General features: G+C 61.2%; 24 protein-coding genes. 9 read left to right on the plus strand and 15 right to left on the minus strand.

The genetic code is table 11. The annotated features are described in order from the left end of the window. Positions 1-11 precede the first annotated feature (11 nt). A complete protein-coding gene (locus R1W00_RS12085) occupies positions 12-671 on the minus strand; it encodes a hypothetical protein (RefSeq protein WP_317263005.1) in 660 nt (219 codons plus the stop codon). Between the two features lie 105 nt (positions 672-776). On the opposite strand from R1W00_RS12085, the gene R1W00_RS12090 reads away from it, so the two are divergent. From R1W00_RS12090 to R1W00_RS12105, 4 genes are all read left to right on the plus strand, one after another. Further along, on the plus strand, positions 777-1,655 hold the full coding sequence (locus R1W00_RS12090) for a type II CAAX endopeptidase family protein (RefSeq protein ID WP_317263006.1): 879 nt from the start codon (positions 777-779) through the stop codon (positions 1,653-1,655). 67 nt (positions 1,656-1,722) lie between these two features. Continuing rightward, positions 1,723-2,643, plus strand: a complete 921-nt coding sequence (gene accD, locus R1W00_RS12095; protein WP_317263007.1) for an acetyl-CoA carboxylase, carboxyltransferase subunit beta — start codon at positions 1,723-1,725, stop codon at positions 2,641-2,643. Between the two features lie 26 nt (positions 2,644-2,669). Further along, positions 2,670-3,941, plus strand: coding sequence for a folylpolyglutamate synthase/dihydrofolate synthase family protein (locus R1W00_RS12100; RefSeq protein ID WP_317263008.1), 1,272 nt, complete (start codon positions 2,670-2,672; stop codon positions 3,939-3,941). 32 nt (positions 3,942-3,973) lie between these two features. Then, positions 3,974-4,357: a VOC family protein gene (locus tag R1W00_RS12105; RefSeq protein WP_317263009.1), complete on the plus strand. Its 384-nt coding sequence runs from the start codon at positions 3,974-3,976 to the stop codon at positions 4,355-4,357. On the opposite strand, the gene zapE is transcribed toward R1W00_RS12105, so the two are convergent. Further along, positions 4,354-5,433 carry a cell division protein ZapE gene (gene zapE, locus R1W00_RS12110; protein WP_317263010.1) on the minus strand — a complete coding sequence of 360 codons (1,080 nt, stop codon included), beginning with the start codon at positions 5,431-5,433 and terminating at the stop codon, positions 4,354-4,356. The two genes, R1W00_RS12105 and zapE, sit on opposite strands and share 4 nt — an antisense overlap. 137 nt (positions 5,434-5,570) lie before the next feature. Here zapE and R1W00_RS12115 point away from each other — a divergent pair, with 137 nt between their 5' ends. Continuing rightward, positions 5,571-6,815, plus strand: coding sequence for an MFS transporter (locus tag R1W00_RS12115; RefSeq protein ID WP_317263011.1), 1,245 nt, complete (start codon positions 5,571-5,573; stop codon positions 6,813-6,815). Here R1W00_RS12115 and R1W00_RS12120 read toward each other — a convergent pair. Genes R1W00_RS12120 through mbfA form a run of 6 tightly spaced genes read right to left on the minus strand, consistent with a single transcriptional unit; the run spans position 6,812 to position 11,934 of the window. Next, positions 6,812-7,711: an alpha/beta hydrolase gene (locus tag R1W00_RS12120; protein WP_317263012.1), complete on the minus strand. Its 900-nt coding sequence runs from the start codon at positions 7,709-7,711 to the stop codon at positions 6,812-6,814. The two genes, R1W00_RS12115 and R1W00_RS12120, sit on opposite strands and share 4 nt — an antisense overlap. An 8-nt stretch (positions 7,712-7,719) precedes the next feature. After that, a complete protein-coding gene (locus R1W00_RS12125; RefSeq protein ID WP_317263013.1) occupies positions 7,720-8,637 on the minus strand; it encodes an ornithine cyclodeaminase in 918 nt (305 codons plus the stop codon). A gap of 29 nt (positions 8,638-8,666) precedes the next feature. Further along, positions 8,667-9,116 (minus strand): YaiI/YqxD family protein, encoded by a 450-nt coding sequence (locus R1W00_RS12130; protein WP_317263014.1) that lies wholly within the window; start codon positions 9,114-9,116, stop codon positions 8,667-8,669. Next, entirely contained in the window at positions 9,113-9,946 is an 834-nt protein-coding gene (gene fghA, locus R1W00_RS12135) for an S-formylglutathione hydrolase (RefSeq protein WP_317263015.1), read from the minus strand. Before fghA ends, R1W00_RS12130 begins: the two co-directional genes overlap by 4 nt. A 54-nt stretch (positions 9,947-10,000) precedes the next feature. Continuing rightward, positions 10,001-10,924, minus strand: coding sequence for an AEC family transporter (locus tag R1W00_RS12140; protein WP_317263016.1), 924 nt, complete (start codon positions 10,922-10,924; stop codon positions 10,001-10,003). Positions 10,925-10,956: 32 nt separating this feature from the next. Further along, a complete protein-coding gene (gene mbfA, locus R1W00_RS12145) occupies positions 10,957-11,934 on the minus strand; it encodes an iron exporter MbfA (protein WP_317263017.1) in 978 nt (325 codons plus the stop codon). Positions 11,935-12,089: 155 nt separating this feature from the next. Here mbfA and R1W00_RS12150 point away from each other — a divergent pair, with 155 nt between their 5' ends. Together R1W00_RS12150 and R1W00_RS12155 are read left to right on the plus strand one after the other, a co-directional pair. Then, positions 12,090-12,263, plus strand: coding sequence for a hypothetical protein (locus tag R1W00_RS12150; RefSeq protein ID WP_317263018.1), 174 nt, complete (start codon positions 12,090-12,092; stop codon positions 12,261-12,263). A 63-nt stretch (positions 12,264-12,326) separates the two neighbouring features. Continuing rightward, on the plus strand, positions 12,327-12,986 hold the full coding sequence (locus R1W00_RS12155) for a TetR/AcrR family transcriptional regulator (protein ID WP_317263019.1): 660 nt from the start codon (positions 12,327-12,329) through the stop codon (positions 12,984-12,986). Positions 12,987-13,022: 36 nt separating this feature from the next. On the opposite strand, the gene R1W00_RS12160 is transcribed toward R1W00_RS12155, so the two are convergent. Next, positions 13,023-14,150, minus strand: coding sequence for an S-(hydroxymethyl)glutathione dehydrogenase/class III alcohol dehydrogenase (locus tag R1W00_RS12160; RefSeq protein WP_317263020.1), 1,128 nt, complete (start codon positions 14,148-14,150; stop codon positions 13,023-13,025). Between the two features lie 118 nt (positions 14,151-14,268). Beyond that, entirely contained in the window at positions 14,269-14,706 is a 438-nt protein-coding gene (locus R1W00_RS12165) for a cytochrome c (RefSeq protein ID WP_317263021.1), read from the minus strand. A 114-nt stretch (positions 14,707-14,820) separates the two neighbouring features. Here R1W00_RS12165 and R1W00_RS12170 point away from each other — a divergent pair, with 114 nt between their 5' ends. Further along, on the plus strand, positions 14,821-16,476 hold the full coding sequence (locus tag R1W00_RS12170; protein ID WP_317263022.1) for a DNA polymerase Y family protein: 1,656 nt from the start codon (positions 14,821-14,823) through the stop codon (positions 16,474-16,476). A gap of 54 nt (positions 16,477-16,530) precedes the next feature. On the opposite strand, the gene R1W00_RS12175 is transcribed toward R1W00_RS12170, so the two are convergent. Then, positions 16,531-17,271, minus strand: coding sequence for a YebC/PmpR family DNA-binding transcriptional regulator (locus R1W00_RS12175; RefSeq protein ID WP_317263023.1), 741 nt, complete (start codon positions 17,269-17,271; stop codon positions 16,531-16,533). A 74-nt stretch (positions 17,272-17,345) separates the two neighbouring features. Further along, positions 17,346-17,789, minus strand: a complete 444-nt coding sequence (locus R1W00_RS12180) for an Lrp/AsnC family transcriptional regulator (protein ID WP_317263024.1) — start codon at positions 17,787-17,789, stop codon at positions 17,346-17,348. An 81-nt stretch (positions 17,790-17,870) separates the two neighbouring features. Here R1W00_RS12180 and R1W00_RS12185 point away from each other — a divergent pair, with 81 nt between their 5' ends. Further along, complete coding sequence (locus R1W00_RS12185) at positions 17,871-18,464, plus strand: LysE family translocator (RefSeq protein WP_317263025.1); 594 nt, start codon at positions 17,871-17,873, stop codon at positions 18,462-18,464. On the opposite strand, the gene R1W00_RS12190 is transcribed toward R1W00_RS12185, so the two are convergent. The 3 genes from R1W00_RS12190 to R1W00_RS12200 form a co-directional block, all read right to left on the minus strand. Beyond that, positions 18,461-18,829, minus strand: coding sequence for a hypothetical protein (locus tag R1W00_RS12190; protein WP_317263026.1), 369 nt, complete (start codon positions 18,827-18,829; stop codon positions 18,461-18,463). The genes R1W00_RS12185 and R1W00_RS12190 overlap by 4 nt on opposite strands. Before the next feature lie 30 nt (positions 18,830-18,859). Next, the gene (locus R1W00_RS12195) at positions 18,860-20,638 is read right to left on the minus strand and encodes an SLC13 family permease (protein WP_317263027.1); all 1,779 of its coding nucleotides are present in this window, start codon (positions 20,636-20,638) and stop codon (positions 18,860-18,862) included. Positions 20,639-20,718: 80 nt separating this feature from the next. Beyond that, on the minus strand, positions 20,719-21,534 hold the full coding sequence (locus R1W00_RS12200; protein WP_317263028.1) for a TIGR00282 family metallophosphoesterase: 816 nt from the start codon (positions 21,532-21,534) through the stop codon (positions 20,719-20,721). Between the last annotated feature and the right edge of the window lie 10 nt (positions 21,535-21,544).

The raw sequence follows: 21,544 nt of genomic DNA on the forward strand, positions 1-21,544 counted from the left end.
GAAAAACCCGTTTACCCCGTTTCGCCCTGCCGATTGGCGCGGCGGGTGGCGGACACGAACTCGGCCAAGGTGCGGCGCGCGGCCTGATCGGAAATCGGTCGGTCGCTGAGGGCCAAGAGGGTCACAGAAACCAGATATCCGCGCTCAAGGTACAGGGCGCGCCACAAATCCTCGGCCAGCGCGGGCGAGGCGTCCTGACTGCTGTCGCGGGCGTGCAGGATAAACATGTCGCCGGTTTGCTCGGCGGTCAGTAACTCGATGCTTTGGGCGGTGCCGTCGCGCGACAGGGTGGCGCGGATGTCCGCGCGGGCAAAATATTCCGGCAGGGCCTCACGGATTTCAGCGAAACTTTCGGCCGTAATAGGTTGCAGATCCACGGTCGCGGTCAGGATGGCCGGAAACACCGGACGCGGCTGGGCCGGATCGCCGGAAATGGCGGCACAACTGGCCAAGAGGACAAAGACCGAGTCCTGACCTCGCTGGTTTCGGGAATGATCGACGCAATAGCCCCCCGGCGCGCCCAACGCCAAGTCGCCCGGCACAATGTCCACACGCGTCACCGGCGCGCGGCCCGCAACCGTCAGACATCCCCCCAACAGCGCCAATACAGCAGCGCCCGCAATGATCCGTCCCAAATGCATCATGGCACGCGGATACCCGTCGCGGCCCATCGGGACAAGGCCCTCAAAAGCACAATGGCGACAAACCGCGCGCCCTGACCGTTGCCGTTTGCGCACGCCTTCGCTAGCGTCACCTGAAAACCAGAGCAGGACCCCATGCGCCCCCGAGCCTTTAACGCCTACATCGCCCCCGCCCAGCCCTATGCGCAAATCTGGCGCCTCTTGGTCGGGCTGTTGTTGATCCTGTTTGTCTATGCGGCGGCGACGGCCGTGATTTTCGTCGCCCTCTATCCGATCAAGGGACCGCTGGAATATTTCGGGTTCATCATGGGACTGGTGAAGCCAGCGACGCCCGCCGCGATGACGGTGGTGTTGCTGACCTTTGTGGGGATGTTTCTGGGGCCGTTCATCGCCACACCCGCCTGTCATTACCGGTCGCCCTTTACCCTGTTTGGGCCACGCGCGCCGTTTTTCCGCAGTTTCGGGCGCGCCTTGGCGGTTCTGCTGCCTGTCTATGTGATTTCCGGCGCGATCTATTACGCATCCGAACAGCCGATCCAGAACATGGATGCAGCGGGCTGGATGTGGATCCTGCCGATGGCCCTGTTCCTGATCCTGATCCAGATCACCGCCGAGGAACTGTTGTTCCGCGCCTATCTACCCCAACAGTTGGCCGCACGGTTTCGCAGCGGCTGGATCTGGGCGGTCATCCCCTCGGTGATTTTCGGTCTGCTGCATTACAATCCCGAACTGGGCGCGCAGGGATGGTTGGTCGTTTTGTGGGCGACGCTGTTTGGCCTGATGGCGCTGGACCTGACGCGGCGCACCGGCAACATCGGGGCGGCGATGGCGTTTCACTTCGTCAACAACTGTTTTGCCATGCTGTTCATCGCGCAATCGGGGACGTTGACGGGCTATGCCCTGTTCCGGACACAGGCCGATATTACGGAAATGGACGCCACGGGCGGGCTTTTGATCGAGTTTGTGCTAATGTTCGTGCTGTGGCGGGTGTTGATCCGCGTCCTATCCCGATAGGCCGATTGCAATTCCCCGCGCGCCCGCTTATTTCGGGTGCGACCAAAGCGTTATAGGTTAGGCCCGTATGAACTGGATTTCGAATTACGTTCGCCCCAAGATCAACTCGCTGTTTTCCCGCCGCGAGGTGCCGGAAAACCTGTGGCGCAAGTGTGATGAGTGCGGCACGATGCTGTTCCACCGCGAACTGACCGACAACCTGAACGTCTGCACCAGCTGTGGCCACCACATGGCCATCACGCCGCGTGAACGGTTCGACAACCTGTTTGACGGCGGTGTCTTTACCGAGGTCAAGGTCAAGGCGCCCGTGGCCGACCCGCTGCAGTTCAAAGACCAGAAAAAATACCCCGACCGCATGAAGGCCGCCCAGAAAAACACGGGCGAGGCCGAGGCGATGTTGGTCGCCGAGGGTCAGATGGGCGGCACCCCGATCGTGGCCGCCGCGCAGGACTTTAGCTTTATGGGCGGGTCAATGGGCATGTATGTGGGCAACGCCATTGTGGCCGCTGCCGAGCGTGCCGTCGAATTGGGCCGTCCGTTGATCCTGTTCTCGGCTGCGGGTGGCGCGCGGATGCAAGAGGGCATCCTGTCCCTGATGCAGATGCCGCGCTCGACCGTGGCGGTTGAGATGCTGAAAGAGGCGGGCCTGCCCTATATCGTCGTTCTGACCCACCCCACGACCGGTGGCGTGACAGCGTCCTATGCGATGCTGGGCGATGTACAGATTGCCGAACCCAACGCGCTGATCTGTTTCGCGGGGCCCCGCGTGATCGAACAGACCATCCGCGAAAAGCTGCCCGAAGGGTTCCAGCGCGCGGAATATCTGCTGGATCACGGGATGCTGGACCGCGTGACCGCGCGGCCCGAAATGCGTGATGAACTGATCACGATCATCCGTATGCTGATGGGTCAGCCCCCCGCGATCAAAGGCGAACTGCCCGCGCCCGCGGAACCGGCCCCCGCAGAAGAACCCGCAGACAAGGCCTGATCGGCCACCCACCAAGGGGAAATGCCATGGCCCAAGGGTCTGATGTAATCCTGTCGCGCATGATGGGGCTGCACCCCAAGGTGATTGACCTGACACTGGATCGGGTGTGGCGGTTGCTGGGCGCGCTTGGCAATCCACAAAACGACCTGCCGCCCGTGATCCATATCGCGGGCACGAACGGCAAGGGGTCGACCCAATCCATGATCCGCGCGGGATTGGAAGGTGCGGGGAAATCCGTGCATGCCTATACGTCGCCGCATCTGGCACGGTTTCATGAACGCATCCGTTTGGCCGGTGATCTGATTTCCGAGGATCATCTGACCGAAATTCTGGACGAATGTTACGTTCAGAACGGCGGTGAAAACATCACCTATTTCGAGATCACGACCGTCGCGGGCCTGTTGGCCTTTGCGCGCACCCCTGCGGATTACACGCTGCTTGAGGTCGGTTTGGGCGGTCGTCTGGACGCGACCAACGTGATCGACACACCCGCCGTGTCGATCATCACGCCGATTTCGATCGACCATGAGCAATTTCTTGGCAACACCCTGACCGCGATTGCGGGCGAAAAGGCGGGCATCATCAAACGCGGCGTCCCCGTTGTCGTCGGCCCCCAACAGGATGAGGCCATGGACGTGATTGAGACCACGGCGGCCAAGCTGGGCGCGCCGATCTTTGCCTATGGTCAACACTGGCACGTCTGGGAAGAGCGCGGTCGCCTGATCTATCAGGACGAAACGGGCCTGTTGGACCTGCCCCTGCCCGCCCTCATCGGTGCGCATCAGGTTCAAAATGCGGGCGCGGCGGTTGCGGCCCTGCGCGTTCTGGGCTTTGACGAGGCCGCGTGTGAGGCCGCCGTGGCCAAGGCCGAATGGCCCGCGCGGATGCAACGTCTGCGCCACGGCCCGCTGGTGGACGCGGCGGATCGCGCCGAACTGTGGCTGGACGGCGGGCACAACCCCGCCGCCGGTGACGCGCTGGCCGAGGCATTGACGCGTCTGCCGGAACGTCCGCTGTTCATGATCTGCGGGATGTTGAACACCAAGGACATCGGCGGATACCTGCGCCCACTGGCCGCCAGTGCGCAGAAACTCTATGCCGTCAGCATTCCGGGATCCGAAGCCACCCTACCGGCCGAGGCAACCGCCGCCGCCGCCCGTGATGCCGGAATGAACGCCGTTCAATCGGAGAATGTCATGACCGCGATCACCGATATCGTCGCCGAGACACCGAACGCGCGCATCCTGATTTGCGGTTCGCTCTACTTGGCGGGTGAAATCCTGAAAGAGAACGGTTAGGCATAACGCACCACAGTTGTAAGAGGTGCTTTATGAAATTCCGTTACGCGATTCTTTACGTTGATAATGTCGAAGAGACTCTGACATTTTACCAAACCGCATTCGGGTTCGAACGTCTGTTCCTGCATGAATCCGGTCAGTACGGTGAATTGAAAACCGGCGACACGAAACTGGCCTTTTCCGCCAAAGAGTTAATGGCGCAACTGGGCAAAACGCCCGGCACCGCCGACCCCGCCGCGCCCCTGTTCGAACTGGCCTTTGAAACGGATGATGTTGCGGGCGCGATGCAGGCGGCGATTGCCGCAGGCGCCACGGAAAAGCAGGCGCCCCGCGACGAGCCATGGGGACAAACAACGGCATACGTCATTGATCCCAATGGGTTCCTTGTGGAACTTTGCACGCCGATGGGCGACTAGGCCTCACGGCCCCAATCGGCATCCTGCATTTCCCGCAGGCGACTTGCGGTGCGTTCGAATTCGAACGCACCGGTTCCCTCGACATACAGCATTTCGGGGATCGCCGCGGCCGAGCAGATAAACCGCACCTTGGCTTCATAAAGCGCGTCAATCAGGGTCACAAAGCGTTTCGCCTCATTGAAATTATTCCGCCCAAGCGTCGGGATGTCTTCCAATATCAGAACCCGAACGGCGTTCGCGATCTCAAGATAATCACCGGGGCCGAGGGCATTGGAACACAGATCCCAGAACGTCGCACGCCCGATGCCGTTCTTGAACTGGGGGATCACCACATCGCGCCCCTTGACCCGCAGGGTCAGTGGACCGCCCTCACCACCGGTGAAGTCTTCCCAGATGTCCTGCATCGCCTGCCGCGCGCTGGCGTCGGCGGGGGCGAAATAGACCTCGGCCCCCGACAGGCGGTTCTGGCGGTAATCGGTGGGCGAGGCCAGATGATGCACGTTCAGCCGTTCCTGCAACAGCGCGATAAACGGCAGGAAACGGTCGCGTTGCAACCCGTCCTTGTACAGGTCCTCGGGCACGCGGTTGGACGTCGTCACAACCGTGACACCGTTTTCAAACAGCAACCCAAACAGACGCCCGACGATCATCGCATCGGTGATGTCGGTCACCTGCATCTCGTCAAAACACAACAGACGCGCGTCCTTGGCGACCTCTTCGGCGACGGGTTTCAACGCATCCGCCGCGCCCGACTGGCGCACATGGTGCAGGCGGGTATGGATGTCCTGCATGAACGCATGGAAATGCACGCGGCGCTTTTCAGGAATGGCCACGTTTTCGAAAAAGAAATCCATCAGCATGGATTTACCGCGCCCGACCCCGCCCCACAAATACAGACCCTTGATCGGTGCGGCCTTTTTGCGAAACAGGCTAAAGCCGCGCTTTTCCCCGGCGGCATCCTCAACCGCGCGGCGCACAGCCTCTAGCGGCTCCAGCACCGCCAACTGGCCCGGATCGGCATGGATTTCGCCGGCCTGAACCCGACGATCGTATTTTTCGCGCAACGTGTCGTACATGCCATTCACTTACGGCGCAGTTCCCGCCAAGAAAAGGGTTCACACGAAATTTCGATGCGGGCGCAGCATTTTTACGGTACGTCGTGATTGACGTATCGTAAGGCCGCTCGCATTGTCGCGGCCTTGGAGGATCTCACATGACCGACGCCCAATCCCGCCTGTTTTCGCCCGTTTTGATCGCCGGCTGTCTGGTGATCATGGTCGGCTTTGCCATTCGGGCAAGCTTTGGCGTGTTTCAGATCCCGATTGCCGAAGACTTCGGATGGATGCGGGCCGAGTTTTCCTTTGCGATCGCCGTTCAGAACCTAGCATGGGGCATTGGTCAGCCGATTTTTAGCGCGATTGCCGAACGGTTTGGCGACCGCAAGGCGATCATCCTTGGCGCGCTGTTCTATGCGGGCGGTCTGGTCCTGTCGGCCTATGCGATGACGCCTCTGGAAATGCAGATGCTGGAAATTCTGGTGGGGTTCGGCGTCGCGGGCACAGGTTTTGGCGTCATTCTGGCGGTGGTTGGCCGCGCGGCAAGCGACGAGCACCGCTCCCTTGCCCTCGGGATTGCGACGGCGGCAGGGTCAGCGGGGCAGGTGTTCGGGGCACCGGCGGCCGAATGGATGCTGGGCTTTATGCCGTGGCAGAACGTGTTTTTGATCTTTGCCGCGCTGATCCTTGCCGTTCTGATCGTGCTGCCCTTTATGCGCAGCCCCACGCCCCCCGCCACCCGCGCGGAATTGGAACAATCCATGGGGCAGATCCTTGGCACGGCCCTGCGCGATCCGTCCTATATCCTGATTTTCCTCGGCTTTTTCTCATGCGGGTATCAGCTCGGGTTCATCACCGCGCATTTTCCGGCCTTTGTCGCGGAGGCCTGTGGCGCGATTGACCCCAGCGGCGTTTTGGCCAGCCTCGGGATCGGCACGACTTCGGCGCTTGGGGCGATTTCGATTTCCCTGATCGGCCTGACCAATATCGTGGGCACGATTTACGCGGGGTGGCTGGGCAAGCGGTACACGAAAAAATACCTGCTGGCGGGCATCTACCTTGCTCGGACAGTAGTCGCGGGGATGTTCATTATCCTGCCGATGACGCCCCTGACCGTGATCGTGTTCTCAATCGCGATGGGGTCGCTGTGGTTGGCGACGGTGCCTCTGACCTCGGGGTTGGTCGCGCATATTTACGGGCTGCGCTATATGGGGACGCTTTATGGCATCGTGTTCCTGTCCCACCAGATCGGTAGCTTTATCGGCGTGTGGCTGGGCGGGCGTCTCTATGATCTCTACGGGACCTATGATCTGGTCTGGTGGGTCGGCGTGGGTGTCGGCGCGTTCTCGGCAATTCTGCACCTGCCCGTCCGGGAACAGCGGTCCGCCGCCCTGCCCGCCTAGGTTTCGCGCAGGAACACCTGCAACGTCGGGATAAAATCGGCCACATGCGTGAACGGCAGTGCATGGTCGGCCTCATCCACCGTGCCGTGGCGCGCGTGATGGTCCGCCACGGCCAAGGCACCGGGCGCGGTGTCGGGGATCACCCCGTCGCGTCCCCCCCAGATCGCCAGAACCGGAATACCCGCCGCCGCGATGGTGCGATGCGCCCCGTCCTGGCGGGAGCGCAGGCAATGGCGCGCACTGCTGATCACCGCACCAGCATAGCCGCGCCGGTAGGTGTCCGCGATCTGCGCGCGCGCGATGTTCGGAAAATCCTCGGCGTAGGGTTTGGTGCGCAGGTCGCGCCGCATAGCTGCCCCGCCAAGCACCCCCATCCACCAGTCACCCAGAACCGGCACCCGTGCGCACCAACGGATCAGGCGCGGCAGTTTGACCCCGAACCCCGCGGTGCAGAGCAGGACCAGACGCTCCACACGGTCCGGATGCGTCGCCGCAAACCGCGCGGCAATCGTGCCGCCCATGGAATAGCCGATCAGGGTCACAGGCCCCTCTACGTTCTGATCGTCCAAGAGGTCCGTCAGTTGTCGCAGGTGGAAATCCGTGCTCTGCCGTCCGCGCGGCGCATCGGAATAGCCCCGACCGTAGAGATCATAGCTGAGCACGCGAAAGCCCATCATGTTCAGCGACCGGATCAACGGCTGCCACACGAAACTGCCCGACGTCACCCCATGCACACAGACCACCACCGGCCCGTTCAGGGGGCCGTTCCACCGGTAATGCGTGCGCCCTTGGGACAGGTCGGCCATGCGCCCCGGTGCGGCGGATATATCGGGGGATCGCAACGCCGCCCGCGCCGCAAAATAGGTTCCAACCAAAACACCAAGTAACAGAAACACCCAACCCATCATCTGTTGCGCCAGACCTCTTGGATGTAATCGGCGGTCATCAAATCCAGATGCGCCCCGCCCCCGTTTTTGAAAATTGTGATCTGATCGTCCGAGGTGCGCGCGAACGTCCCGCCCGCCATGTCATAATAATCGGCGATCACCGCATCGGGGGTGATGACCCCGTTCGCGATAGGGATTTTGAGTTCGCCAATATGGTCAATCGTCGTGTCGCGGTTGTCCACGAACAGCGTTCCGCGCGTGATCGCGGCATCGTCCACCTCGCGCATATCGGCGCGGTAGGCCCCGATCAGATCGACGTGCTGACCGGGGCGCAGCCAATCTCCGTGGATCAACGGCGCGGTCGACATGGTGGCGCAGGAAATAATATCCGCGCCCTCAACCGCCGTTTGCAGATCGGTTGCGATCGCGACCTTGGGACGGGCGGCGGCAAGACGACGGGCGCCTTGGGTGCTGCGGTTCCAGACGGTGAATTCGGCGTCGGGAAACAGGCTCTGATACGCATCATAAAGGGAGTGCGCGACGGTGCCCGCACCGACCAACAGGATTTTGCGGCTGTCCTTGCGGGCCAGTTTGGACGCGGCCCAGAGACTATCGCCCGCGGTTTTCCATTTGGTCACAAGATGAAAGTCGATCAGCGCCTGCAATGTCCCGTCCCCGTCTGAGTACAGGTTCACCGCCCCGTTGATCGAGGCACGGTCTTGCGCGGGATTGCCCGGAAAGATCGTGGCGGTTTTGACCAGCAACCCCATCCCGTCAATCCACGCCGTGCGCGACAAAACGGTGTCCGGATCGCGGCGGATAAAGGTATCATCGACCTGTGCGCGGGGACGTTTGTGGCCCGCGTCGAACGCGTCGCATAACCCTGCCCATGTCATGTATTTTTCCGCGTCGAACGGGATCAGATCGACCGTCATGCCACCCCTCATCTATTGTTGGGATGATCCTAACGCGAATTCCCCGCTTTACGCAAAGCCCGTTCCAGCGCATCCAGAAACCGTGAACGGTCGGCCTTGGAAAACGGACGCCCGCCCCCTTGGCGAAACGGGTCGGCCGCGCGCAGATCCTGCATCAGGTCGCGGGTCGCCAGAATGTTGCCGATATTGGCATGGGTGATGTCCTGACCGTCGTGGCGCAGGACATGCGCGCCCGCCTCAACGCATTTCGCGGCCAGCGGGATATCGGCGGTGATCACCACATCGCCCACACCCGCGTTTTCCGCGATCCACTTGTCGGCCTCGTCCGGTCCTTGGGACACATAGACGACCTCGATCAGCGGGTTTTGCGAGGGGCGGATGCCGCCATTGGCCACCAGACGCACCGGCACCTTGTTGCGCGTCGCGACGCGCTCGACCTCGGCCTTGACCGGGCAGGCATCCGCATCAACGTAGATCACCCGTACAGAGCCTCGGCATGGAAGGCGATGTGCTCTTCCATAAAGGTGCTGACAAAGAAATAGCTGTGGTCATAGCCCTTTTGCATACGGAACGTGCCCTCTTGGCGTTTGGCCGCCATCGCTTGGGACAGGGATTCCGGTTTCAGCAGCTCAAGGAACTGATCGCTTGCGCCTTGGTCGATCAGGACCGGCCCGTCAAAGCCGACCTCGGCCATCAGCAAGGTCGCATCATGGCGTGCCCATTCGCCCTGATCCTCGCCCAGATAGGCGGTCAGTTGTTTACGGCCCCAATCGGACTGGGTCGGGTTGGCGATGGGGGCAAAGGCCGAAACGCTGACGTACCGACCCGGATTGTTCATCGCGATGGTCAACGCGCCGTGCCCGCCCATCGAATGGCCGGTGATCGCCTGACGGTCCATATCCACGGCGAAATTCGCATCTACAACGCGGGGCAGTTCATCAACGATGTAGTCCCACATCTTGAAATGGGGCGCCCATGGGTCTTGGGTCGCGTTCACATAGAAACCGGCGCCTTTGCCCAGATCATAGGCCTCGTCATCGGCCACGTGATCCCCGCGCGGCGAGGTGTCGGGGAAGATCAGTGCGATGCCCTGTTCCGCCGCCCAGACCTGTGCACCGGCCTTGGTCATCGCGTTCTCATGGGTGCAGGTCAGGCCCGACAGATACCACAGCACGGGCACCGGCGCATGCGCGGCCTCTTCGGGCAGGAACAGGCCAAAGGTCATATCACATCCCAGCACGTCGGACGTGTGGGTATAGACCCCTTGGGTCCCGCCAAAGCATTTGTTTTCCGAAACTGTGGTGACCATTTCTGCCCCCTCTATCCTATCTCAAAATTTGCGCGCAGTAGGCCGCGACATGGCCTAAGACACAAGCGCGATTATGGCCGAAACCGTTAAAATACTGAAACTTGTGGAAATCAGGATCGCGCCGGACACGCGTTGCGGCGCGACGTTGTAGTGACGGGCCAGCATATAGACATTCCCCGCCACCGGCAGAGACGCCACCGCGATCATCACAGCCGCCGAAAACGGATCGACCGGAAAGACGAACAGGGCAAATACCGCGATACAGGCCGGATGCAGGATCAGTTTAGCAAAGGACAGCCACCCCGCGACCGCGACCCGTTCCGCCGATTTACCGGCCAAAGACGCCCCGATCGCAAACAGGGCACAGGGCGTCGCCGCCCCGCCAAGCAGATCAAGAAAGGCGTTCACGGGACCGGGGATCGGCTGTCCACCCGCCGACCACGATAGGCCCACGGCAATCGACACGATCATCGGGTTCTTGACCAGACCCACCCCCACAGACGCCAGCGTCGACAGGGACACCCGACCGCGTCGCGCGGCGGTAATGACGATGACGATCAAACTACTGAACACGACCAGATCGACGGTCAGGGCCATCATAACGGGACCAATCGCCTGTGGCCCCATCAACATGGTCAGCATCGGAATACCCAGAAATCCGGTATTGCCGATGGCGGCGCATTGCGCCTCGACCGCGGCCTCTTGGGCACCACGGCGACGTAACAGGGCAACGCCGGTTGTCAGGACATAAACCGCCATCGTCCCGCAGAGATACGCCCAGATATAGGGCCAGCTCAGGACCTCAGCCAGAGACAGGTTCGCCGAGAACCGGATCAGCATCGCCGACAGGGCAAAATAGAACACGAATTTCGTCAGATAGGCCGTGGCCTGATCGTTGAAAAACCCCGTGCGCGCGGCCCCGTATCCGAGGCCGATCAACGCGAAAAAGGGCAATGTTTGCAACAGGACGGCCAGCATGCCCAACGCCTAGCACGGCGCGGGGCGGGCGGCTAGCCACTGCCGATCAGAACGCCCGCCGCAAACACCAATGCCCCGCCCACAACGACCTGAAACGCGGCGCGCAGGAACGGGGTGTCCATGTATTTCTTTTGGATCCACGCGATGGCCCATAGTTCGACAAACACAACCACCATGGCGATGATCGTCGCGGTCCAGAAATGCGGGATCAGATAGGGCAATGCGTGGCCGAGCCCCCCGACCGTCGTCATGACGCCGGATGCAATCCCGCGTTTGACGGGCGATCCGCGCCCCGAAATTGCGCCATCATCCGACGCCGCCTCGGTAAAGCCCATGGAAATCCCCGCCCCGACCGACGCGGCCAGACCGACAAGGAACGTCGTCCACGTGTCTTGGGTCGCGAAGGCGGTCGCGAAAATCGGGGCCAGCGTTGATACCGACCCGTCCATCAGCCCCGCCAAACCGGGCTGTACCCATGTCAGGACGAATTGGCGGTGCGCCGTATCGCCCTCGGCCGCTATGGCGTCGGGCCCAAGGTGTTGGGCGGTCAGATCAGCGGCCTTATCCGTATGCCCCGCCTCGGCCGCGGCCAGATCCCCGAGCAGCTTGCGCGTGTCTGCGTCAGTCGTCCGTGCGGCGGCAGTCTGATAAAAGCGTTCGGCGTCGCGCTCCATCATCTCGGCCTCTTGGCGGATGCGATCAAGGCCAAGGTTCTGCACCAACCACACGGGGCGACGTGCATAGAACCCCGACACATGTTCGCGCCGGATCAAAGGGATCACCTCCCCGAACCGCGCGGTGTGCAGGTCGATAAGACGGCGGCGATGCTCATCCTCTTCCAACGCCATGCCGTCAAAGACCTTGGCGCTTTCGGGGAAGTCATCGCGTAATTGCTCGGCGTAACTGCGATAGATGCGAGCGTCGTCCTCTTCGGACGAAATCGCAAGGGCAATGATTTCTTGTTCGCTGAGATCATCGAAACGGCGGCGGTGGGCAAATCCGGGTATCATGGTGAATCCCATATTTAGAATAGTTCTAAAATATCAACCTAACACCAACACGCAAGGGCGAAATTTAATAAACTATACCGTTCAGTTTATTTTAATCTTGAAATCTAAACTGGTCCGTTTAGATAGGTGAACGAAACAGTTCAAAAGAGGACGCCATGACCATCCTGCACCGTATTGCCGCCGCCGCGCTTGTGTCTGCTTTGCTTGCCCCGCAGGCAATGGCCAGCATCGGAGGCTTTGATTTCCCGAACCTGACCTATCCCGACCCTGCGCCCACCACGACCCAAGGCTGTAGCAGCCCCACCGCGCAGATCACCCAGCCGTGTTAAAAGGCGATTAAGGTTGCGAGACCTCGGTCATTCCCGTTTAATGGCCCGCAAAAAGGGCAAGGAATGAACGCCTTAACTGACGGTATCAAAAAAGGTCGGAAATTCGATCAGGTTCTGCAAGGCGCCCGCGAGGTGTTCCTCAAGGACGGCTTTGAGGGCGCAAGCGTCGACGATATCGCCCGCGTTGCGAACGTGTCCAAGGCGACCCTGTACAACTATTTCCCCGACAAACGCCTGTTGTTTATCGAGGTGATCAAGGCCGAATGCGCCCAGCAGGCGGAGTCAGCCATTGCACTGATCAACGAGGAAACGCCGTTTTCGGAAATGTTGCGTCTAGCCGCCGATCATCTGCTGCGGTTTCTGGTGTCGGACTTTGGGATGGCGACGTTCCGCATCTGCGTCGCCGAGTCTGACCGCTTTCCCGAATTGGGCCATATTTTCTACGACTCAGGCCCGCGACGGGTGCATAGCGAGCTTGAGAAATACATGACCATGGCCGTGGAATGTGGGGCATTGGCGATTGACGATATTCCGCTGGCCGCCGCGCAATTCGCCGAACTGTGCAAGGCCGACATTTTCCCCAAGGTGATGTTCGGGGTTCAGCGCGAATTCTCCGAGGCCGAAATCAACCGCATCACCGACGGGGCCGTGCGCACGTTCCTGTGCCGCCATGGTGTGGACGACAACGCCTGTCTGACCAAAAACAAACCCGCCCCTGAATAGGGACGGGTTCGGAATTTTCACCGTTTCGGCAGCGGCTTAGAACTCGACGACCGCGCGGATCGACTTGCCCTCATGCATCAGGTCAAAGCCTTCGTTGATCTGATCCAGCGTCAGATTGTGCGTGATCATCGGATCGATCTCGATTTTGCCGTCCATGTACCAATCGACGAACTTGGGCACGTCGGTCCGGCCTTTGGCCCCACCGAATGCGGTGCCTTTCCAGACACGACCGGTGACCAGCTGGAACGGACGGGTCGAAATCTCGGCGCCCGCGGGGGCCACACCGATGATCACCGACACACCCCAACCGCGGTGCGAACATTCCAGCGCGTCGCGCATCACCTTGACGTTGCCGGTTGCGTCGAACGAATAGTCCACGCCGCCGATCTGGTCTTTTTCGGTTTTGGTGATGTCAACGATGGCCTGAACCGTGTTCTCAACCTTGGACGGGTTGACGAAGTGGGTCATGCCGAACTTTTTCGCCATCTCGGCCTTATCGTCGTTCAGGTCGACGCCGATGATTTTGTCCGCACCGGCCATGCGCAGGCCCTGAATCACGTTCAAACCAATGCCGCCCAGACCGAACACGGCGGCGGTCGATCCGATCTCGACACCGGCGGTGTTGATCACCGCACCGATGCCCGTCGTCACACCACAGCCGATATAGCAAATCTTGTCGAAGGGCGCGTCGTCGCGCACCTTGGCCAGCGCGATTTCCGGCATGACCGTGTGGTTCGCAAAGGTCGAGCAGCCCATGTAGTGATGGATCGGCGTACCGTCCAGCATGCTGAACCGCGTGGTGCCATCGGGCATCAGGCCCTGACCTTGGGTGTTACGGATCGCCGTGCACAGGTTGGTTTTACCCGACAGGCAGGACGGGCATTCACGGCACTCCGGCGTATAAAGGGGGATCACGTGATCGCCGGGTTTCAGGGTGGTGACACCTTCGCCCACCTCAAGAACGACGCCCGCGCCCTCATGGCCCAGAATGGCGGGGAAAATGCCCTCGGGGTCGGCGCCCGAACGGGTGAATTCGTCCGTGTGGCACAGACCGGTCGCTTTGATCTCGACCAGAACCTCACCGGCCTTGGGGCCGTCTAGGTTCACTTCCATAATTTCAAGGGGTTTGCCCGCTTCGAGCGCAACCGCAGCACGTGTTCTCATCACAATAGACCTCCGATCCCGGTACTTTGGTCGCAAAATGCATTAAGGGTTTTGCTATTGCAATAAGTCATTTCAATAGGAAATACCTATTGCATCATAGTAAAACCCACGACGCTGATCACTCGCGGTATTTGGAATGACACGCCTTACATGCGCCACCGATCTGGCCGAGGCCCGCGCGCACCCCATCAAGGGTACTGGTGTCCACGCCCTCGGCCGCCGTGACCAGCGCGTCGGACTTGGCCGTGAAATCCGCGAAATCGTCCCAGATCGCCGGCAGGGCCTCGGACTTGGGGTCGGTGTTCGACGGGTCCTCGAACAGGGCGGGGGTCATCGCGGCCTGTGCGGCAATAGCGACGGCGGCCTCTTGCGCCTTGGCGGCATCGAACGGCAACGCACCCTTGGCCATTTCGCCCAGAACTTTGGTGTTGTCGGCAATCGCCTTCATCGCGGCATGGCGCATCTTTACGACGGGGTTCTTGACGTCACCATGCGCCAGAACCGGACCGGCCAAAGCGACAGCGGCCAGTAGAACAGCCGTTTTCAGATGTTTCATGATCGTGCTCCTTTTTCCCTGTATCGGACCTGACCCTATAACATTCGGGGATGCAATGGGGCGGACTCGACTCTGCTCACCCAAGCGTGATATTTTCAAACAAAGGATGAACATATGCGCGCACGTCGAGTCCTTTGCCTGTGGTTTCCGCGTCTGGCCGCAGAGCGTTTGATGCGGATGGAACGGGGGATGGAGGACGGCCCGCTTGTCGTGCTGCAGGACGTCAAGAACCGGCAGGTGATCGTGTCTCTGAACACCGAAGCGGAACAGGCGGGCCTGATGGCCGGTCAAACCGCGCGCGACGCACAGGCGATTTGCCCGACCGCGCATATCCGTCTGGCCAACCCACAGGCCGAACAGTTGCAACTGAACGCGCTGCGGCGGTGGGCGGGCAAGTTTTCCCCATGGGTCGCGGCAGAGGCGCCCGCCGGTCTGATCTTGGACATCAGCGGTTGCGCCCATCTGTTCGGCGGCGAAGAGGCCCTGTTGCACAGCATTCAGGACGACTGTGGCGATCTGGGGTTCACGGTTCTGGCGGGGATTGCCGATACGGTCGGGGCGGCATGGGCCTTGGCGCGGTTCAGTCACCATTCCGCCGCCGCGATCCGCACGGGCGATGATATTCAGCAAGAGGCCCGCGCCACACGCTCGCGCGCCGCACGCCGCCATTGGACCCGTGGCGGCACCCCGCCCAACGTACATGGCCCCGGAACGCGCGCCCATCACATCACCGCCCCCGGCCAGACGCGGCAGGCACTGGTCGATCTGCCTGTCGCGGCACTCAGGCTGAATGACGATGCGGTGGCGGGTCTGGCGCGGCTGGGCCTGCGCAAGATCGGTGATATGATCGGCCTGCCCCGCGCAGCCCTGACACGGCGGGTCGGACAGGATGTGATGCGGCGTCTGGATCAGGCATTGGGCCTTGTGCCCGAACCGGTGGCCCCTGCCCGCGCGCCGTTCAATTTTGCCGTACGCCTGACCCTACCCGACCCGATCGGATTGGAGGATGACATCATGGCGGGGCTTGATCGGTTGCTGGGCCCGCTGGGGGACAAGCTGCGCGATAAGGGGCACGGGGCGCGGCGGGTGCGGCTGCAACTGTTTCGTACGGATCACACCATGCAGACGATTGAGGTCGGGCTTGCCGTGCCGTCCTATGACCCCGAACGGATGCGGCCGCTGCTGGCGCTCAAGATGGGGGATGTGGATGCGGGGTTCGGGATTGATCGCCTGCGGCTAGAGGCACATGTCACCGAACCCGTCTACGCGACCCAACACGCGGGTCACGCCCATGCCCTTGCCGCAGCCGAGCGTCGCCAACAGGACGATATGGCTCTGCCCGACCTGATCGGGCGGCTGGGCGCGCGGATCGGGCTGGACCAACTGACCCGCCATCATCCAGGCGACAGCCATATCCCCGAAAAGACGTTCCAGACCCTTGCCGCCGCGTGGTCCGAACCCTTTGGCGACTGGCCCCCGATGGTGACGGGACCGCGCCCCATGACGATCTGCCGCCCCGAACCGGTCCACGCCGAGGACAAACCGAAACCGCCCGCCACGTTCCGGTGGCGCGGGCAGACGTTCCAGACGCTGGCCACCACCGGCCCCGAACGTATCGCGCCGGAGTGGTGGCTGGACGATCCTGACTGGCGCAGCGGGACGCGCGATTACTGGCGGGTGGAAACGACGGGCGGCGCGCGGCTGTGGTTGTTCTATGCCCATGGGCGCAGCATGTCGTCGGGGTGGTTTTGCCACGGGCAATTCGCCTGAACGACAAAGGCCGCCCAGATCGGGGCGGCCTTTGGCAATCGGATGGAGCGGCGATTACAGCTGTTCCATGATGTCGTCGGAAATCTCAAAGTTGGCGGTGACGCGTTGGATGTCATCGTCATCTTCAAGGGCGTCGATCAGCTTCATCAGCTTTTGCGCGCCTTCCAGATCCAACTCGGTCGTCGTCGTCGGACGCCAGACAAGCTTGGCCGTTTCGGATTCACCCAGTTCGGCCTCAAGCGCATTGGACACGTCGTTCAGATCGGTATCGGCGCACCAGATGATGTGCCCATCTTCCGAGCTTTCGACGTCTTCGGCACCGGCCTCAATCGCGGCCATCATGACGGTGTCGGCATCGCCCGCCTCGGCGCTATAGGTCACCTGACCCTTGCGGTCGAACATGAACGCGACCGAACCCGTTTCGCCAAGGTTCCCGCCGTTTTTGGTAAAGGTCGAGCGCACGGTCGATGCGGTGCGGTTGCGGTTGTCGGTCATCGCCTCAACGATGACGGCAACACCGTCGGGACCGTAGCCTTCATAACGGATTTCCTCGAACGCATCGCCTTCGCCGCCGATCGCCTTTTTGATCGCGCGCTCGATGTTGTCCTTGGGCATCGAGTTCGACTTGGCCTCTTTTACGGCCAGACGCAGACGCGGGTTCTTTTCCGGATCGGGGTCGCCCATTTTGGCCGCAACCGTGATCTCTTTGGAAAACTTGGAAAACAGCTTAGAGCGCGCTGCGTCCTGACGCCCCTTGCGGTGCTGAATATTGGCCCATTTTGAGTGACCTGCCATCGGAGCCTCCGAAACCTCGTGAATTTGCTTGGACTGTCTATAAATTCAAGCACCGCGCGGGGCAAGGGCAGGTATCAGGCGCGTTCGTCCTTGGGTGAGCCCATGACAACATGCGTTGTAATCTGGCGCACCTGCGGCAAAACCCCAAGCTGTTCTGTGTGGAACCGCTTGTAGGAGGCCAGATCGCGGCTCTCAACCCGGAGCAGGTATTCCACCGCGCCGGTGATGTTGTGGCATTCGCGCACTTCGGGCAGGGGTGCCATGGCGCGCTCAAACCCCTCTTGGGCGGCTTTGCTGTGCTCGGACAGACCCACGGTCACATAGGCCACGAACCCGACGCCGGTCGCCTCGGGGTTCAGAACCGCGCGATAGCCGGTGATGGTCCCGTTGCGCTCCAGTTCCTGAACACGCCGCAAACAGGCCGAGGGCGACAACCCCACCCGATCCGCCAGATCAAGGTTACTGATCCGGCCATTGACCGACAGGGTTTGCAATATCTTTTCGTCAATCCGATCCATGATTGAATTATATTGCATCGCAGAGGAATTTGACACACAAAACTCAATTTCATTGCGCACCCTATCGCATATCTTGCGCCTATGACGATACAGCTCTTCTCTGCCCTGATTGCCTTTGCCTTTGTGTCCTCGATCACGCCGGGGCCCAATAACCTGATGCTGATGGCATCGGGCGCGAATTTCGGCTTCCGCCGGTCGATCCCGCATATGTTGGGGATCGGGATCGGGTTCACCGTGATGATCGTTCTGGTCGGGATCGGCTTGGTGCAGGTGTTTGACCGCTTTCCGGTGGCCTATACGGTGCTAAAGGTGTTCAGCGTGATCTACCTGTGCTGGTTGGCGTGGAAAATCGCCCGCGCGGGCGCGCCAACCGGCAAACAGGCGGGCGGGACGCCCATGACATTCACACAGGCCGCCCTGTTCCAATGGGTCAACCCCAAGGCATGGGCGATGGCCCTGACCGCGATCACCAATTACACGCCCGACCACCACGCGGCATCGGTTCTGATGGTTGCGCTGGCGTTCGGGATGGTGAACCTGCCGTGTGTCAGCACATGGACGGTGCTGGGCCAACAGATCCGCCGCATCCTGACCAACCCGCGGCATTTGCAGGCGTTCAACTTGACCATGGCCGCGCTGTTGGTCCTGTCGCTCTGGCCGGTGTTGGTGCATTAATTCGGGCTGGCAAACACGTATTGGCGGCCCTCGGGGCCGTCGATCGTGACCACTGCCCGCATTTGCAGGATATCCTCGCCGCCCAGCGCGGTCAGGAATTCCTCAATCACGATGCGCACCGGATTGGTATCGTCGTTCAGAACCACGTTATAGCGGTAGGGCGACGGACACCCCTGCAACGTGCCCGACCACCCTGTGGCGGTTTCGGTCGTTTCATCGCGGAACCCCGAACAGGGCCAGCCGTCATTCATCCGCACGGTCAAACGGTCGGCCTGCACCAAAACGGATTGCGGCACCGCCGTGCCCGGTTCAATCGTACAGCCAGCAAGCAGGGCCAAACCGGCCCCCATCGCGAAACGTCGCATAGTGATCTCCTTTGCGGGCGATCTAATGGTTTACAGTGGCCAAATAAAGGGGATCAACGCCGAGGCAAGCAAACCTACGCTTAGGTTAAGCGGAATGCCGACACGTAAAAAGTCGGCAAACTTGTACCCGCCGGGACCGTGGATAAGCGTGTTGGTCTGATATCCGATCGGTGTGGCAAAGCTGGTCGAGGCGGCCATCATCACCGCCACCACCAACGGACGGGCATCCACGCCCAAGGCATCGGCAAGACCGATCACCACCGGTGTCAGAACCACCGCAACCGCGTTGTTCGTCACCAATTCCGTCAGAACCGAGGTCAGCAAATAGATCGACCAGATCAACAGGAACGGCGGCAGATGCATCAAGACGGGGCTAAAGTTTCCGACGATCAATTCGACCGCGCCCGAGGCCTCTAGGCCCCGCCCGACGACCAGCATTGACAGGATCAGAACCAACAGACGGGCGTCGATGACGCTGAACGCCTCTTCGCTGTCCACGCATCGGGTCAGCAAGAGGATCGCCACCGCAAACATCGCCAACAACAGGATCGGCGCAACGCCCAGCGCGGCCAGAACCACGATCCCCACCAGAACGCCCAATGCCACCGGCACATGCGACCGGCGATAGGCGCGCGCGGCCGGTTGCGAGATGTCGACCATCTCCATCTCTTCGGACAGACGGCGGATATCTTCGGGTGCCCCTTCAAGCAACAGCGTATCGCCCACCCGCACCACCAGATCGTCCAACTGACGCCCGATGTTCTGGTTCCGGCGATGCACGGCCAAGGGATAGACACCGAACCGACGGCGCAAGCGCAGTTCGCCCAAGGACCGGCCAACCATCTTGCATCCGGGTGAGATCAGCGCCTCAACCGTGGTGGTCTGAACCGATGACAGCTTGTCCACCATCCGCAGTTTGCGGTTCTGCTGGAGACCCAAAAGTTCCGTCATCTCGGTGCGCAGAACCACACGGTCACCGGGGTTCAGTTCGACGTTCTTCATATCACGGCGCAACGAGGCATCGCCGCGCAACACGTCGATCAGGCGCACGCCCTCGCGCTTGAACAGGTCGATGTCCATCACCGGCTGTCCGATCAACTCGGAATCCTCGGGGATCGCGACCTCGGTGAAAAACTTCATCCGGCTGCGGTCAGACAACAGGTTCGCCATGCTGTCACGATCAGGCAGCAACCGTTTCCCCACCAGACGCAGATAGATCATCCCCCAAACGATCAGAATAAGGGCCAGCGGCGTGACCTCAAAAATCCCAAAGGGTTCCAGACCGGATTCCCGTGCAACACCGTCCACCAACAGGTTGGTCGAGGTCCCGATCAGCGTGCTCATCCCGCCAAGGATCGACGCATAAGACAGCGGGATCAACAGCTTGGACACCGGCAGGTTCAGCTTGCGCGACAGTTTCACAAATACGGGGATCATCACCACCACGACGGGCGTGTTGTTCATGAAGGCAGACGCGACGACCACAAAACCCAACAGACCCGCCAAACCCAACATGGGCGCGCGGTCGATCATCCGTTCGGCCATCCCCACAAACCGGTCAAGCGCCCCCGTCCGCGTCAGGCCCGCCATCACCACGAACATCGCGGCAATCGTCCATGGCGCGGGGTTCGACAGCACCGTCAGCGCCTGGTCATAGCTGACAATCCCGAGGACCAGCATCAACGACGCCCCACCCAAGGCCACGACCTCGGTCGGGTAGTATTCCCGCAGAAACAGCAAAAACATACCGGCAACGACCAGCATGGCCATCACGGCCTCTGTCGTCGGGGTAAACGCTAGGTCAATCATTCAGTTCCGCCTACTCACGTCCGGCGTATCATTAGCGACTGGCACGGGGCAAACAAGCGGCGATTTGGTCTCAGGCCCCGTTAAACAGGGGTCGAGGGCTCAAGCCGCCCGCCAAAACGGATCATTTTGACCACGTTGGCCTTGCCGGTGCGATCATCGGTTTCGGCGTACAGACCGCTGAGCGTGGCCTCTTCCTTGGCGGGGGTGAACCGCCCCTTGCCCATGCCGGTGATAAAGCGGCGCATCGGTTCGGCCTTGTCCATGCCGATGACCGAGTTGTAATCGCCACACATGCCCGCATCCGTCTGGAACGCCGTCCCACCGGGCAGGATTTGCGCGTCCCCCGTGGGCACATGGGTGTGGGTGCCGACGACCATGCTGGCGCGTCCGTCGCACCAATGGCCCATCGCCATCTTTTCCGACGTGGCCTCGCAATGCACATCGACCAAGGCCGCCTGAATATTCGCGCCCATCGGCGTGGTCTTCAGAACCTGATCGACGGCCGAAAACGGGTCGTCAAACGGGCGTTTCATGAACACCTGCCCCAGAACCTGTGTCACCAGAATGCGGCGACCGCCCTGAACCTCGAACACACGGGCGCCACGGCCCGGCGCGCTTTTGGCGAAATTCAGGGGGCGGATGATGCGCGGTTCGGTCTCGATGAATTGCAGCATGTCGCGCTGATCAAACGCGTGATCCCCAAGGGTCAGGCAATCCGCACCCGCGTCGAGCAGTTCCTTGGCGTGCGACCCACTGAGGCCCGCGCCCGAGGTGGCGTTTTCGCCATTCACCACTACGAAATCCAGCTTCCACTCCTCACGCAGGGTGCGCAGGTGCTGAATGATGGCATTGCGGCCAGAACGGCCAACGACGTCTCCGAGGAACAGTATCTTCATATGCACTGCC

Origin of the sequence: Rhodovulum sp. FJ3 (genome assembly GCF_032918305.1) — a bacterium.
Lineage (GTDB): Bacteria > Pseudomonadota > Alphaproteobacteria > Rhodobacterales > Rhodobacteraceae > SAT37.

Bases quoted from the DNA above. Each gene is read 5' to 3' on its own strand.
- R1W00_RS12085 (WP_317263005.1), bottom strand. From the start codon at position 671: ATGGGCCGCGACGGGTATCCGCGTGCCATGATGCATTTGGGACGGATC.
- R1W00_RS12090 (WP_317263006.1), top strand. From the start codon at position 777: ATGCGCCCCCGAGCCTTTAACGCCTACATCGCCCCCGCCCAGCCCTAT.
- accD (WP_317263007.1), top strand. From the start codon at position 1,723: ATGAACTGGATTTCGAATTACGTTCGCCCCAAGATCAACTCGCTGTTT.
- R1W00_RS12100 (WP_317263008.1), top strand. From the start codon at position 2,670: ATGGCCCAAGGGTCTGATGTAATCCTGTCGCGCATGATGGGGCTGCAC.
- R1W00_RS12105 (WP_317263009.1), top strand. From the start codon at position 3,974: ATGAAATTCCGTTACGCGATTCTTTACGTTGATAATGTCGAAGAGACT.
- zapE (WP_317263010.1), bottom strand. From the start codon at position 5,433: ATGTACGACACGTTGCGCGAAAAATACGATCGTCGGGTTCAGGCCGGC.
- R1W00_RS12115 (WP_317263011.1), top strand. From the start codon at position 5,571: ATGACCGACGCCCAATCCCGCCTGTTTTCGCCCGTTTTGATCGCCGGC.
- R1W00_RS12125 (WP_317263013.1), bottom strand. From the start codon at position 8,637: ATGACGGTCGATCTGATCCCGTTCGACGCGGAAAAATACATGACATGG.
- fghA (WP_317263015.1), bottom strand. From the start codon at position 9,946: ATGGTCACCACAGTTTCGGAAAACAAATGCTTTGGCGGGACCCAAGGG.
- R1W00_RS12140 (WP_317263016.1), bottom strand. From the start codon at position 10,924: ATGCTGGCCGTCCTGTTGCAAACATTGCCCTTTTTCGCGTTGATCGGC.
- mbfA (WP_317263017.1), bottom strand. From the start codon at position 11,934: ATGATACCCGGATTTGCCCACCGCCGCCGTTTCGATGATCTCAGCGAA.
- R1W00_RS12150 (WP_317263018.1), top strand. From the start codon at position 12,090: ATGACCATCCTGCACCGTATTGCCGCCGCCGCGCTTGTGTCTGCTTTG.
- R1W00_RS12155 (WP_317263019.1), top strand. From the start codon at position 12,327: ATGAACGCCTTAACTGACGGTATCAAAAAAGGTCGGAAATTCGATCAG.
- R1W00_RS12160 (WP_317263020.1), bottom strand. From the start codon at position 14,150: ATGAGAACACGTGCTGCGGTTGCGCTCGAAGCGGGCAAACCCCTTGAA.
- R1W00_RS12165 (WP_317263021.1), bottom strand. From the start codon at position 14,706: ATGAAACATCTGAAAACGGCTGTTCTACTGGCCGCTGTCGCTTTGGCC.
- R1W00_RS12170 (WP_317263022.1), top strand. From the start codon at position 14,821: ATGCGCGCACGTCGAGTCCTTTGCCTGTGGTTTCCGCGTCTGGCCGCA.
- R1W00_RS12175 (WP_317263023.1), bottom strand. From the start codon at position 17,271: ATGGCAGGTCACTCAAAATGGGCCAATATTCAGCACCGCAAGGGGCGT.
- R1W00_RS12180 (WP_317263024.1), bottom strand. From the start codon at position 17,789: ATGGATCGGATTGACGAAAAGATATTGCAAACCCTGTCGGTCAATGGC.
- R1W00_RS12185 (WP_317263025.1), top strand. From the start codon at position 17,871: ATGACGATACAGCTCTTCTCTGCCCTGATTGCCTTTGCCTTTGTGTCC.
- R1W00_RS12190 (WP_317263026.1), bottom strand. From the start codon at position 18,829: ATGCGACGTTTCGCGATGGGGGCCGGTTTGGCCCTGCTTGCTGGCTGT.
- R1W00_RS12195 (WP_317263027.1), bottom strand. From the start codon at position 20,638: ATGATTGACCTAGCGTTTACCCCGACGACAGAGGCCGTGATGGCCATG.
- R1W00_RS12200 (WP_317263028.1), bottom strand. From the start codon at position 21,534: ATGAAGATACTGTTCCTCGGAGACGTCGTTGGCCGTTCTGGCCGCAAT.